At 68.4% G+C, this 11,085-nt stretch carries 14 protein-coding genes; 6 read left to right on the top strand and 8 right to left on the bottom strand.

Annotated features, from left to right (window positions below; translation table 11 throughout):
• The first annotated feature begins 131 nt into the window (after positions 1 to 131).
• Together IG196_RS19705 and IG196_RS19700 are read left to right on the top strand one after the other, a co-directional pair.
• Positions 132 to 953 carry a fumarylacetoacetate hydrolase family protein gene (locus IG196_RS19705; RefSeq protein ID WP_192192595.1) on the top strand — a complete coding sequence of 274 codons (822 nt, stop codon included), beginning with the start codon at positions 132 to 134 and terminating at the stop codon, positions 951 to 953.
• Between the two features lie 46 nt (positions 954 to 999).
• The gene (locus IG196_RS19700; protein ID WP_192192594.1) at positions 1,000 to 2,355 is read left to right on the top strand and encodes an MFS transporter; all 1,356 of its coding nucleotides are present in this window, start codon (positions 1,000 to 1,002) and stop codon (positions 2,353 to 2,355) included.
• A gap of 5 nt (positions 2,356 to 2,360) precedes the next feature.
• Here the strand turns inward: IG196_RS19700 and IG196_RS19695 are convergent, their stop codons facing one another.
• Positions 2,361 to 3,302: a LysR family transcriptional regulator gene (locus IG196_RS19695; protein WP_099790919.1), complete on the bottom strand. Its 942-nt coding sequence runs from the start codon at positions 3,300 to 3,302 to the stop codon at positions 2,361 to 2,363.
• A complete protein-coding gene (locus tag IG196_RS19690) occupies positions 3,299 to 3,808 on the bottom strand; it encodes a GNAT family N-acetyltransferase (RefSeq protein ID WP_192192593.1) in 510 nt (169 codons plus the stop codon). The genes IG196_RS19695 and IG196_RS19690 overlap by 4 nt, the downstream gene beginning before the upstream one ends.
• A 49-nt stretch (positions 3,809 to 3,857) precedes the next feature.
• Here IG196_RS19690 and IG196_RS19685 point away from each other — a divergent pair, with 49 nt between their 5' ends.
• A complete protein-coding gene (locus IG196_RS19685; RefSeq protein WP_101489752.1) occupies positions 3,858 to 4,523 on the top strand; it encodes a DedA family protein in 666 nt (221 codons plus the stop codon).
• A gap of 73 nt (positions 4,524 to 4,596) precedes the next feature.
• Here the strand turns inward: IG196_RS19685 and IG196_RS19680 are convergent, their stop codons facing one another.
• Positions 4,597 to 4,896, bottom strand: coding sequence for a glycine zipper domain-containing protein (locus tag IG196_RS19680; RefSeq protein WP_225616737.1), 300 nt, complete (start codon positions 4,894 to 4,896; stop codon positions 4,597 to 4,599).
• 154 nt (positions 4,897 to 5,050) lie between these two features.
• Positions 5,051 to 5,482 carry a helix-turn-helix domain-containing protein gene (locus tag IG196_RS19675; RefSeq protein WP_101489753.1) on the bottom strand — a complete coding sequence of 144 codons (432 nt, stop codon included), beginning with the start codon at positions 5,480 to 5,482 and terminating at the stop codon, positions 5,051 to 5,053.
• A gap of 91 nt (positions 5,483 to 5,573) precedes the next feature.
• Here IG196_RS19675 and IG196_RS19670 point away from each other — a divergent pair, with 91 nt between their 5' ends.
• On the top strand, positions 5,574 to 6,443 hold the full coding sequence (locus tag IG196_RS19670; protein WP_192192591.1) for a class I SAM-dependent methyltransferase: 870 nt from the start codon (positions 5,574 to 5,576) through the stop codon (positions 6,441 to 6,443).
• Between the two features lie 13 nt (positions 6,444 to 6,456).
• Positions 6,457 to 6,936 (top strand): DUF2938 domain-containing protein, encoded by a 480-nt coding sequence (locus tag IG196_RS19665; protein WP_192197092.1) that lies wholly within the window; start codon positions 6,457 to 6,459, stop codon positions 6,934 to 6,936.
• Between the two features lies 1 nt (position 6,937).
• Here IG196_RS19665 and IG196_RS19660 read toward each other — a convergent pair whose 3' ends face one another.
• Together IG196_RS19660 and tsaE are read right to left on the bottom strand one after the other, a co-directional pair.
• Positions 6,938 to 8,437, bottom strand: a complete 1,500-nt coding sequence (locus IG196_RS19660; protein WP_192192589.1) for an N-acetylmuramoyl-L-alanine amidase — start codon at positions 8,435 to 8,437, stop codon at positions 6,938 to 6,940.
• Positions 8,434 to 8,928, bottom strand: a complete 495-nt coding sequence (gene tsaE, locus IG196_RS19655; RefSeq protein ID WP_153283109.1) for a tRNA (adenosine(37)-N6)-threonylcarbamoyltransferase complex ATPase subunit type 1 TsaE — start codon at positions 8,926 to 8,928, stop codon at positions 8,434 to 8,436. The genes IG196_RS19660 and tsaE overlap by 4 nt, the downstream gene beginning before the upstream one ends.
• On the opposite strand from tsaE, the gene queG reads away from it, so the two are divergent.
• Positions 8,914 to 10,026 (top strand): tRNA epoxyqueuosine(34) reductase QueG, encoded by a 1,113-nt coding sequence (queG, locus tag IG196_RS19650; RefSeq protein ID WP_192192587.1) that lies wholly within the window; start codon positions 8,914 to 8,916, stop codon positions 10,024 to 10,026. The two genes, tsaE and queG, sit on opposite strands and share 15 nt — an antisense overlap.
• Here the strand turns inward: queG and arsC are convergent.
• Both arsC and IG196_RS19640 read right to left on the bottom strand, forming a co-directional pair.
• The gene (arsC, locus tag IG196_RS19645; RefSeq protein WP_101489758.1) at positions 9,980 to 10,360 is read right to left on the bottom strand and encodes an arsenate reductase (glutaredoxin); all 381 of its coding nucleotides are present in this window, start codon (positions 10,358 to 10,360) and stop codon (positions 9,980 to 9,982) included. The two genes, queG and arsC, sit on opposite strands and share 47 nt — an antisense overlap.
• A gap of 24 nt (positions 10,361 to 10,384) precedes the next feature.
• Entirely contained in the window at positions 10,385 to 11,083 is a 699-nt protein-coding gene (locus IG196_RS19640) for a glutathione S-transferase family protein (protein WP_192192585.1), read from the bottom strand.
• Positions 11,084 to 11,085: the final 2 nt, after the last annotated feature.

The raw sequence follows: 11,085 nt of genomic DNA, 5'->3' as shown, positions 1-11,085 counted from the left end.
TTCCCGCAGCGAAATCAAGGAGGAGGGCGAAGCCCGGGGGACATTCGCGGAGGGAAGTACCCGGTGGCCTGAGCACACGCCCTGAACAAACCGGAACAAGATTTTTTTCAAATCAAAAGAAGGAGTCAGACATGAAGTGGATGAGCGTTCAAACGCCCCAAGGCCCCCGCGTGGGCTACATCAAGGACGGCGCACTGCAGCCCGTCGATGCGGCTCGCATGCAGGACATCGTCGAAGGGAAAGCCTGGAACGATGCAGGCAATCCGATCCCCCTCGCCGACGTCAAGCCCACCTTGCCGTTCGCACCGAGAAACATCATCTGCATCGGCGCCAACTACCGCGACCATTGCATCGAGACCGGCCTGGCCATCCCCGAGAAGCCCGTCGTCTTCGCCAAGTTCACCAACACGCTGGCGGCCGACGGTGACGCGATCACCTGGCCCGAAGACTTCACCGAGAAGGTCGACTGGGAAGCCGAACTCGGCGTCGTCATCGGCAAACGCGCGCAGGGCGTGAGCGAAGCCGATGCGCTCTCGCATGTGTTCGGCTATGTCGCCGCCAACGACGTGAGCGCGCGCGACGTGCAGCTCGGCGAGGCGCAATGGGTGCGCGGCAAGTCGCTCGACGGCTTCTGCCCGCTCGCGCCCACCGTCGTCACGCGCGACGAAGTGGCCGACGTGCAATCGCTGGGCATTCGTTGCCTCGTCAACGGCGAGGCCGTGCAGTCGTCCAACACGAGCGAGATGATTTTCTCGGTCGCGTTTCTCGTGGCGTACCTCTCGCGCGCCATCACGCTCGAACCCGGCGACCTGATCCTCACCGGCACGCCCGCCGGCGTCGGCCTGGGCCTCAAGCCGCCACGCTTCCTGAAGCGCGGCGACGTGGTCTCGGTCGAGATCGATGGATTGGGTTCGGTGACGAACCCCGTCCACGGCGCGGTCGCACGCGGCTAGCCTCGGCGTCTTTCAGACAGACATACCTATTCAGGAGACAACAACAATGACAACCACGAGTCCCTACGGCGAACTGGTCACAGGCGCCATCCACAAGGCGCGCTGGCGCCTGCTGCCCATGTTGATCGTCATGTACATCATGTCGATTCTTGACCGCGTGAACGTCGGCTTCGCCAAGCAGGCGCTGCAGATCGACACCGGCCTGAGCAACAGCGCCTTCGCGCTCGGCGCCGGCATCTTCTTCGTGAGCTACGCGATCTTCGAAGTGCCGAGCAACGTGATCTTGTCGCGCGTCGGCCCGCGCATCTGGCTGTGCCGGATCATGGTCACCTGGGGGCTCGTGGCGTCGGCCATGATGTTCGCGACCAGCGAGACCTCCTTCTACGTGCTGCGCTTCCTGCTCGGCATCGCGGAAGCGGGCTTCTACCCCGGCGTGCTGCTCACGCTGACCTACTGGTTCCCGGCGAAGGTGCGTGCACAGGCCAACGGCATTTTGCTGTTCGGCTTTGCAGGCGCGCTCGTCATCGGCGGGCCGATCTCCGGTGCGCTGCTCGACATGAACGGCATCGGCGGCCTCAAGGGCTGGGAGTGGATGTTCCTCATCGAGGGCCTGATGGCCGTGGTGGTGGGCATCGTGGCCTTCTTCGTCATCGTCGACCGGCCGCACAACGCGCCCTGGCTCACGACCGCGCAGCAGAACGCGCTGCAGGCCGTGCTCGACCAGGAAGCGGCAGAAAAGTCAGCCGACAGCCCGCAGACCGTGTGGCAGACGCTGTGCAATCCGCGGGTCATGTTCTTCGCGCTGAACTTCTTCATCGTGCAGATCGCGGCCTACGGCCTCATCTTCTATCTCCCGACCCAGGTGGCGCAGATCCTGGGCCAGAAGATCGGCCTGCTGGTCGGCTTCGTCACCAGCATTCCGTGGCTGCTGGCGCTGTTCGTCGTGTACTTCGTCACGCGCTGGTCCGACCGTCACCATGACCGTCGCCGCGTCACCGTGGCCACGCTGTACACGATCTTCGGCGTGTGCGTGTGCCTGTCGGCGCACGGCTCGCCGGTCTTCGCGATCGCGGCGCTGTCGATCGGTGCATCGACCTACCTGTCGGGCACGCCGATCTTCTATGCCTTCCTGTCGGAGCGGCTGTCGGGCCTGGGCATTGCCACGGGCATTGCGCTGGTCAACTCCATCGGCAACCTGGGCGGCTTCGTGGCGCCCAACCTGCGGACCTACGTGGAGCAAAACCACGGCGGCTCGGCCGCGGGGCTGTACACGCTGGGCAGCGCGGCGCTGCTGGCCGCGTTGATGCTGGCGCTCATGCCGAAGGGCTGGCGCGTGGCGAAGAAGAGTGGGGCTGCGGCGGCGGCACCTGCGGCCGTGCGCGACGGCCGAGCGCGCGCCTAGTCGGTTTAGAACGCCTGTCGCCAGACGCGCGACAGGGCCTGCCACGCGCAGTCCACCTCCGGCCGCTTGAGCGCGCCGGCCAGGCAGACAAAGCGCAGGTCGCAGCCGATGCTCACGCGATCGGCAATGACCAGGCCGTCGCGCTGGCTGGCCTGCAGCGCCAGCGCATCGCGCGCCAGCGAAATGCCCACGCCGGCGCGCACCAGCGCCAGCATCGACATCTCCTGGTCGGCCTGCGCGGCTTTTTTCAGCACCAGCTTGTGGGCCTGCAGCACCGGCGCCAGCAGCCGCGAATGCGACGAGGTCGGCGGTGCCAGCACCCACGGCAAATACGCCAGTTCGGGCCACTCGCGGCCCAGCACCTGCGGCGCCCAGCCGCTCGGGCCGATCACCTGGTAGTTGAAGCGCGCCAGCACCTGCGAATGGAACAGCAAGCCGCCTTCCTGGCGGCGCGCGGCCGCGCTGGCTTGCGGCAGGTCGGTCGCTTCGGGATCGCCGAGGTAGAAGCCGATGTCCAGCTCCTTGTTGAGCAGTTGGGCGAGCACATCGCCGCTCGTGCCCTGGTGCAGCTCGGTCTCGAGCTCGGGCGCCAGCGCCACCAGTTCGGTGAGGAAGGGGCTGAGCCGCGTGAAGTCGGGGTCGAGGATGGTGCCGATGCGCAGCGAGCCGCGCACGCCGCCCTTGAGCCGCTCCGCCGCCACCGCGAAATCGTTCAAGCCTTCGAGCGCATGCTCCGCATGGTTGAGCAGCGCCGCGCCGTCGCGCGTGAGCAGCAGGCCGGTGGGCGTGCGCTGGAACAGCTCCAGTTCGACCAGCGCGCCCAGCTCCTTGAGCTGCAGGCTCACGGCCGGCTGCGTGAGAAACAGGCGCTGCGCGCCGCGCGACACCGAGCCCTCGCGGGCCACGGCCACGAAGGCCTGCAGGAGCCGGGGCTCGATCTTCTTCATGCCGCGCCGGGCAGAGGCTGCAGCTGCTTGAACATGACGAAGGCATCCACGAAGCCATGCTGCGGATGTCGGAACGCGCCCGGCAGCGTGCCGACGATCGCGAAGCCCATGCGCTGCCACAGCTGCACCGCGCGCTCGTTGGTCGACACGACGAAGTTGAACTGCATCGCCAGGAAGCCCATGCGCAGGGCCTGCTGCTGCGAGTGTTCGCACAGCGCCGAAGCCACGCCAAGGCCGCGCGCCGTCTCGGACACCACATACCCGCAGTTGCTCACATGTGCGCCCTGGCCGGGCTGGTTGGGGCGGATCACGTAGGTGCCGAGCACGGTGCCTTCGTCGTTGCAGGCCACGAAGGTCAGCGTGGGCACTTTCATCCACGAGTGGCGGGCCTCTTCTTCCGTGACATCGGGTGGGTAGGTGTAGGTGTCGCCGCGGCGGAACGTCGGTTCGAGGACGGCCCAGATAGCGGGCCAGTCGGCATCGAGGGCTTCGCGGATCTGGATCATGGGGTGATTCGAAAAGGGGGCAGCATGCCAACAAGGATAATCCGCGCCCATGGAAATCATCAGCTTTCTCGTCGACTTCATTCTTCACGTCGACAAACACCTCGAGGCCTTCGTGGTCGCCTACGGCCCCTGGGTCTATGCGCTGCTGTTTCTGATCGTGTTCGTCGAGACCGGTGCGGTGGTCATGCCGTTCTTGCCGGGCGACTCGCTGCTGTTCATCGTCGGCGCGCTGTGCGGCGTGGGGCTCATGAGCTTCCCGCTGGCCTGCGGCATCCTGATCGTGGCGGCCATCCTGGGCGACCAGTGCAACTACTCGATCGGGCGCTACTTCGGGCCCAAGGTCTTCCAGTGGGAGAACTCGCGCTTCTTCAACCGCAAGGCCTTCGACCAGGCCCACAGCTTCTACGAACGCTACGGCGGCATCACCATCGTGCTGGCGCGCTTCATGCCTTTCATTCGCACCTTCGCGCCCTTCGTGGCCGGCGTGGCCGAGATGAACCGCGCGAAGTTCACGGCCTACAACGTGGGCGGCGCGCTGCTCTGGGTGCTGGGCATCGCCACTGCGGGCTACTTCTTCGGCAACCTGCCGTTCGTTCGGCTGCACCTGGACAAGATCATCTGGGCGCTGATCTTCGTGCCCGGCCTGCTGGCGATCTTCGGCGCATGGCGCGCCTCGAAGGCCGAGAAGGCACGGGCGGCGGCATCGCAGGCCTGAGTCGCTGCAAACTCACCCCATTAAGAAAAACGCGCCCGAGGGCGCGTTTTTCGTTGAGGGTGTGAATGAATGATCAGTAGCGCGGCCCGTTGTACGGGTAGTAGCCGCTGCCGCGCGGGTAGCGTTGCTGTTGCTGCTGCTCGTAGTAGTTGCGTTCGTCGACGCTGCGGCCCACCTGGTTGCCGATGACGCCGCCGATGGCCGCGCCGCCGAGCGTGCTGCCCGTGTTGCCGCCGATCGCATGGCCCACCGCCGCGCCGCCGAGTGCGCCGATGCCGGTGCCGAGGTTCTGGTTGGGACCGCTCGCACAGCCTACCAGCGTCATGACCGAAGTGGCAGCTGCAGCGGCGATCCAGAGACGTGTCTTCAACATGGTGTCCACCTTTCGAGGAGTGATGGCCCATCATGGTCAAAAGTATGCATTTCGCGGTGTAGGAGCCTGCCGCACGTGCCTGTGCGCGGTGGCGGGCCGCGTGGCGTGGGACAGGGCGCGTGTTGCGGGACGCAACGCCTGAAAGCGGGTGTGGCTACGTGGCGCGCGGCTTCGGCACCTTCTTCTTCGGCGCCGTTTCCAATGCACCCGACGACGCCGCCCGCAGGATGCGGCGGAAGGTGGGGCATTCCATGTGGCTGGGCGCGGGGCAAACCGCTGCGTGCCGCAGGCCGTCGCGCATCGCCGTAAGCTGGCGGATCGTGCGGTCGAGGTCCTGTGCCTTGTCGGCGAGCACCTGCCGGTCGATGCGCGGTTTGCCTTCGGGCGAGAACATGCGGCCGATTTCTTCCAGCGAGAAACCGGCGGCGCGGCCCAGCGCGATGAGCGCAAGCTGCTCCAGCACGTCGGGCGCGAACACGCGGCGCAGGCCGTGCCGGCCGGTCGAGGCGATCAGCCCTTTTTCTTCATAGAAACGCAGCGTCGAGGCGGGAACGCCGGCGCGTTGCGCGACTTCCGAAATGTCCATGTGCAGGCCCCCCCCCCCCCTTGACTTCAAGTCGACTTGAATTGGCACAGTCTAGCCTTCGCCGCTTGAAGGCACCTTGAGGAAAACGATCATGGACGACACATCTCCCGCCAATGCCGAACAGGCCGCCTTGTGGAACGGCCGCGCCGGCAGCGCCTGGGTCCAGACGCAGGCCGTGCTCGACGCGATGTTCCAGCCGCTCGAAGCGCGGCTGACCGACGCGGTGCGCGCCGTGGGCGCCCGCCGCGTGCTCGACGTGGGCTGCGGCACCGGCCGCACGACGCTCGCCGTGGCGCGGCAACTCGGCGCGACGGGGCGGTGCCTCGGCGTCGATATCTCGGCGCCGATGATCGAGGCGGCGAAGGCCCGCGCCGCGCGCGAGGTGCTCCCGTCGGCCCGCTTCGTCTGCGCCGACGTGCAGAGTCATGCCTTCGAGCCGGCCGCGTTCGACACAGTGATCTCACGCCTGGGCGTGATGTTCTTCGACGACCCGGTGCGGGCCTTCGCAAACCTGCGGCGCGCCGCGACGGACGGCGCGGCCCTGCGCTGCATCGCCTGGCGCGGCGGGGCCGACAACCCGTTCATGAGCACGGCCGAGCGCGCTGCTGCACCGCTGCTGCCCGGCCTGCCGCCGCGCCGGCCGAACGCGCCGGGCCAGTTCGCGTTCGCCGACCGCGCGAGGGTCGCGGGCATCCTCGAGGCGAGCGGGTGGGGCGAGGTCGACATCCAGCCGTTCGAGGTTGAGTGCGCATTCCCCGCGGCGGCGCTGGTCGACTACTTCACGCGGCTCGGGCCGGTTGGGCTGATCCTGCAAGAGACGGATGCACAGACGCGCGCGAAGGTCGTCGAGACCCTGCACGCCGCCTTCGCGCCCTACGTGCGGGGCGATGAGGTGCGCTTTGTCGCAGCCTGCTGGATGATCGCCGCGCGTGCTTCGGTGCAGGAGCGCGACCGTGTCTGAGGCGGTCGAATGCATGGTCCGCACGCTGTGGATCGGCGTTGGTGCAACGGTGGTGATGGACCTCTGGGCGGTGCTGCGCCAGCGCCTGTTCGGCATTCCCTCGCTGGACTACGCCCTCGTCGGCCGCTGGCTCGTGCACCTGACGCGCGGACGCTTCTTTCACGACCCCATCGGCAAGTCGCCGCGCGTGGCGGGCGAGGGTGTCATCGGCTGGACCGCGCACTACCTGCTCGGCATCGCGTTCGCGGCCGTCCTGCTCGCGGGCTGGGGATTGGAATGGGCGCGCCAACCAACGCTCGCCCCGGCGTTGATCGTCGGCATCGGCACCGTGGTCCTGCCGTTCTGCGTGATGCAGCCCGCGATGGGCGCGGGCTTTGCCGCGCGCCGCACGCCGCGCCCTGCGATGGCGCGATTCCAGAGCCTGGTCACGCACACGGTCTTCGGCGTCGGCCTCTATGCGGCCGCGTGGGTCGCCCGCGTGGCGGGCTTCTAGCTCAGAGCTGCCGGCTGCGTGCCAGCGGCGGGTTCTGCGCGAAGTAGCGCTGGATGCCGCGCATCAGCGCGTCGGCCAGGTTCTCCTGGTAGTCGGCGCGGCGCAGGTTGGCTTCTTCCTCGGGGTTGCTGATGAAGGCCGTCTCGACCAGCACGCTCGGGATGTCGGGCGCCTTGAGCACCGCGAAGCCGGCCTGCTCGACCTGCGCCTTGTGCAGCCGCGCGCCGATGCCCTTGATCTCGCCGAGCATCGCGCCGCCGAGCTTCAGGCTGTCGTTGATCTGCGCGGTGGTGCTCATGTCGAGCAGGGCGCGCTGCACCTGCGCCTCGTGGGTGCCCACGTTCACGCCGCCGACCTTGTCGGCGTCGTTTTCCTTGTTGGCGAGCCAGCGCGCTGCGCTGCTCGAGGCGCCGCTCTGGCTCAGCGCGAACACGCTGGCGCCGCGCGCGGCGGGCGTGGTGAAGGCGTCGGCGTGGATGCTCACGAACAGGTCGGCCTGCACGCGCCGCGCCTTCTGCACGCGCACGCCCAGCGGCACGAAGAAGTCGGCGTCGCGCGTGAGAAAGGCGCGCATCGGGCTGCCGTTGACGCTGGCCGCGTTGATGCGGTCGCGCAGTCGGTGCGCCACCTGCAGCACGATGTCTTTCTCGCGCGTGCCGTTCGGGCCGATGGCGCCGGGGTCTTCACCGCCGTGGCCGGGGTCGAGCGCGACGATGATGATGCGGTCGGTGCGGCTGGCCGTGGCGCGCGGCGGCGGACCGGGCGGTGTCACGGGGCGCGCCGGAGGAGGCGCCGCGGCCACGACGGGCGGCGGTGCCGGCGGCAACGGCAGCGGCATGCCGCCGGGGGGCAGCGCCGGCGCGGGCGCCGACGGACCGGGGCGCATGGCCTGCTGCGCCATCAGGTCGCCCAGCGGGTCGACGGGCGGCATGGCGGGGCGCACGGGCGCCGGCGATGGCGCGGCGGGCGGGGCGCTTGCCACGGCGGGGCCGTTGCTCGGCGCGCTGGTGCTGCTGCCGTTCTTGGGCGCATCGCGCAGCCGCTCGGCGATCAGCGCTTCCATCGGGTCGATGGCCTGCTCGGGGTACAGGTCGAGCACCAGCCGGTGCTTGTAGGCGGCCACGGGCGCCAGCGAAAACACCTGCGGGCGCACGGTCTGCTTCAGGTCGAACACGATGCGCACCACCTTCGGTGCGTTCTGCCCGATGCGCAGGCCGTTGATGAACGGGTCGCCGGGCTTGATCTTGCCGACCAGGTCGCGCAGCTCGGTGTTGAGGTCGATGCCCTCGATGTCCACGGCCAGCCGGGGCGGGCTGCCGACCACCAGCTGCTGCGAGTTGAGGCGGGCGTCGGACTCGATGGTCACGCGGGTGTAGTCGGCGGCGGGCCACACGCGCACGGCGAGGATGCTGGCGCCGCGCGCGATCTGGTGCACGCCCAGCATCAGCGCGATGCTGCCGCCTTGCAGCAGCACGCGCCGTTTCAGGCCGGTCGCCTTCATGCGGCGAGGCACGCCAGCAGATCGCTGCCGCGAGGGGTGTTCGCAAGAAGGGTCACGCTGCGGGTGTCGTCAGTCATTGCTTCTATTTTAATAGCTAGGTCGGCAGGTGGGGTGCGCCCCGCGGCGTTTTCCGGCCACTCGGCCAGCTTGAGGCCCGGGCCCGCGAAGATGTCGCGAAAGCCCGCGTCGTCCCATTCGCGCGGATCGGCGAAGCGGTAGAAGTCGAAGTGGAAGATGGCCAGCCCGTCGGGCGCCTCGTGCGGCTCGACCACCGCGTAGGTGGGGCTCTTGATGCGCCCGGTGATGCCGAGCGCGCGCAGCAGGTGGCGCACGAAGGTGGTCTTGCCGGCGCCCAGGTCGCCCTGCAGCGCGATGAACGCGTCGCGCAACGCGGGCGATGCGGCGAGCGCGCGCGCCAGTGCGTCGGTGTCGTCTTCGCCCTGCCAGCGCAGGGTGCGCGTTTCTACAATCGGCAAGTGATCGTCAGCCATCCACTCATTGCTCGTATTCAGGCCTTGGCCCGGGAACTCGGATTCTCCCAAATCGGAATCGCGGGCGTCGATCTGTCGAGCGCCGAGGACGGTCTGATGCAATGGCTGGCCCATGGGTTCCATGGCGAGATGCAATACATGGCAACACACGGCACCCGCCGCGCGCGGCCTGCCGAGCTGGTGCCGGGCACGGTGAGCGTGATCACCGCGCGCATGGACTACCTGCCGCGCGCCACGCCGGACGACTGGCAGGCCGTCGAGTTCGACCGCCTCACGCGGCCCGGCGAAGCCATCGTGTCGGTCTATGCGCGGGGCCGCGACTATCACAAGGTGCTGCGCAACCGCCTCGCCAAACTGGCCGAGCAGATCGCCGAAGAGGTCGGCCCCTTCGGCCACCGCGCCTTCACCGATTCGGCGCCGGTGCTCGAGGCCGAGCTGGCCTCGCGCAGCGGCCAGGGCTGGCGCGGCAAGCACACGCTGGTGCTCGACCGCGATGCGGGCTCGATGTTCTTCCTCGGCGAAATCTACGTCGACATGGCACTGCCGCCGAGCGAGCCCGTCAGCGCGCACTGCGGCAGCTGCAGTGCCTGCATCGACGTGTGCCCGACACGCGCCATCGTCGCGCCGCAGCGGCTCGATGCGCGGCGCTGCATTTCGTACCTGACGATCGAGCATGCCGGCGCCATTCCGACGGAGCTGCGCCCGCTCATGGCCAACCGCATCTACGGCTGCGACGACTGCCAGCTGATCTGCCCCTGGAACAAGTTCGCGAAGAAGAGCACGCTGCCCGACTTCGATGCGCGCGACGGGCTCACGGGCCGCACGCTGGCCGAGCTGTTCGCGTGGAGCGAGGAAGACTTTTTGCGCCGCACCGAAGGCAGTCCGATCCGCCGCATCGGCCACGAGCGCTGGCTGCGCAACATCGCGGTGGCGCTGGGCAATGCGGTGCGATCAGGCGAGGACGGCGCGAAGGAAGCGCTGGCCACGCGTGCCGAGCATCCGAGTGCGCTGGTGCGCGAGCACGTCGCGTGGGGGCTCGCGCAGGAAGACGTCAGGCCGGAAGAATCTCGCGCACGCGCTCCCAGGGGCGGCACATGAGCGTGCCGCGCGGCGACACGACGATGGGCCGCTGCAAGAGGATCGGATGCGCCACGATCGCATCGAACAGCTGGTCGTCGGTCAGCTTCTCGTCCGCCAGCTTCAGTTCTTCATAAGGCGCTTCCTTCGTGCGCAGCAGGTCGCGCGCCGTCAGGCCCATCGCCTTCGTCAGCTCGCGCAGCTTCTTCTTCGAGGGCGGCGTTTCCAGGTACAGGACGATCTCGGGTTCGACGCCGCTTTCGCGGATCAAGCCCAGCACGTTGCGCGACGTGCTGCAGTTGGGCTTGTGGTAGATCGTCATCGGGTAGGCGGTGGTCGGTGTGCGTGCGGTCATGGGGTCGATGATAGAAAACTGGGTTCAGCCGCTCGGCGCGCTCGTATCCAGCGAGAAGGGAAAGCGCGCCGCCCAGAATTCCGCCAGCCGCGGCTCGGCGTCCACGCGGCGCACCACGCGCGCCATGCGTGGCGCCACGCGGTAGAAGCGCCGGCGGGTCGGCGTCCAGCGCGACATCACGGTCACGTACAGGTCGAGCATGCTGATCTTTTTGCCGAGCAGGTAGGGCGCGGGTTCGTCGATCTGCGTGTCCATCAGGTGCCAGCAGTGCGCGATGCGCTCGGCCGAACGTTCGAGCATCGCGGCCTGTGCGGCGGGGTCGGGCACGAGGCGCTGCGGGTCGTCGCGCACCCAGAACATCGAATAGATCGATGCCGGCAAATAGACCATCCAGCGCAGGTAGCGCGTGCGCAGCGGATCGTCGGGCGCGGGGCAGAGCCCGGCCTCGGGGTAGCGGTCGCCGAGCCAGATCAGGATGGCCGCGCTCTCGGTCATCACCTCGCCCGAAGGCAGCACGAGCGCGGGCACCTGCTGCATCGGGTTGACGTCGGTCAGACGCTCGCGCTCGGACTCGCCCTCCCAGGGGGCGATGTCGACCGTGTCGACCTGCGCGCCGATCAGCGTCAGCGCGGCATGGATGGGCGTGGCGCCCGAACCGGGCGCGCCATAGAGGGTGTAGCGGTCGGCAGCTGCTGCGGCCGCTGGAGCGGATGGAGAGGCCATCC

The organism is Variovorax sp. 38R (genome assembly GCF_014843395.1).
Classification (GTDB): domain Bacteria; phylum Pseudomonadota; class Gammaproteobacteria; order Burkholderiales; family Burkholderiaceae_C; genus Variovorax; species Variovorax paradoxus_H.
The sequence above is the reverse complement of the archived record's forward strand: the minus strand, read 5'-3'. Positions and strand labels throughout refer to the sequence as shown.

What these genes read in the sequence shown, in the direction of transcription:
- IG196_RS19680 (WP_225616737.1), bottom strand. Translation starts at nt 4,896, where the DNA reads ATGTTGAAGACACGTCTCTGGATCGCCGCTGCAGCTGCCACTTCGGTC.
- IG196_RS19700 (WP_192192594.1), top strand. Translation starts at nt 1,000, where the DNA reads ATGACAACCACGAGTCCCTACGGCGAACTGGTCACAGGCGCCATCCAC.
- IG196_RS19695 (WP_099790919.1), bottom strand. Translation starts at nt 3,302, where the DNA reads ATGAAGAAGATCGAGCCCCGGCTCCTGCAGGCCTTCGTGGCCGTGGCC.
- IG196_RS19675 (WP_101489753.1), bottom strand. Translation starts at nt 5,482, where the DNA reads ATGGACATTTCGGAAGTCGCGCAACGCGCCGGCGTTCCCGCCTCGACG.
- IG196_RS19690 (WP_192192593.1), bottom strand. Translation starts at nt 3,808, where the DNA reads ATGATCCAGATCCGCGAAGCCCTCGATGCCGACTGGCCCGCTATCTGG.
- IG196_RS19705 (WP_192192595.1), top strand. Translation starts at nt 132, where the DNA reads ATGAAGTGGATGAGCGTTCAAACGCCCCAAGGCCCCCGCGTGGGCTAC.
- arsC (WP_101489758.1), bottom strand. Translation starts at nt 10,360, where the DNA reads ATGACCGCACGCACACCGACCACCGCCTACCCGATGACGATCTACCAC.
- IG196_RS19660 (WP_192192589.1), bottom strand. Translation starts at nt 8,437, where the DNA reads ATGAAGGCGACCGGCCTGAAACGGCGCGTGCTGCTGCAAGGCGGCAGC.
- IG196_RS19640 (WP_192192585.1), bottom strand. Translation starts at nt 11,083, where the DNA reads ATGGCCTCTCCATCCGCTCCAGCGGCCGCAGCAGCTGCCGACCGCTAC.
- IG196_RS19670 (WP_192192591.1), top strand. Translation starts at nt 5,574, where the DNA reads ATGGACGACACATCTCCCGCCAATGCCGAACAGGCCGCCTTGTGGAAC.
- IG196_RS19665 (WP_192197092.1), top strand. Translation starts at nt 6,457, where the DNA reads ATGGTCCGCACGCTGTGGATCGGCGTTGGTGCAACGGTGGTGATGGAC.
- tsaE (WP_153283109.1), bottom strand. Translation starts at nt 8,928, where the DNA reads ATGGCTGACGATCACTTGCCGATTGTAGAAACGCGCACCCTGCGCTGG.
- IG196_RS19685 (WP_101489752.1), top strand. Translation starts at nt 3,858, where the DNA reads ATGGAAATCATCAGCTTTCTCGTCGACTTCATTCTTCACGTCGACAAA.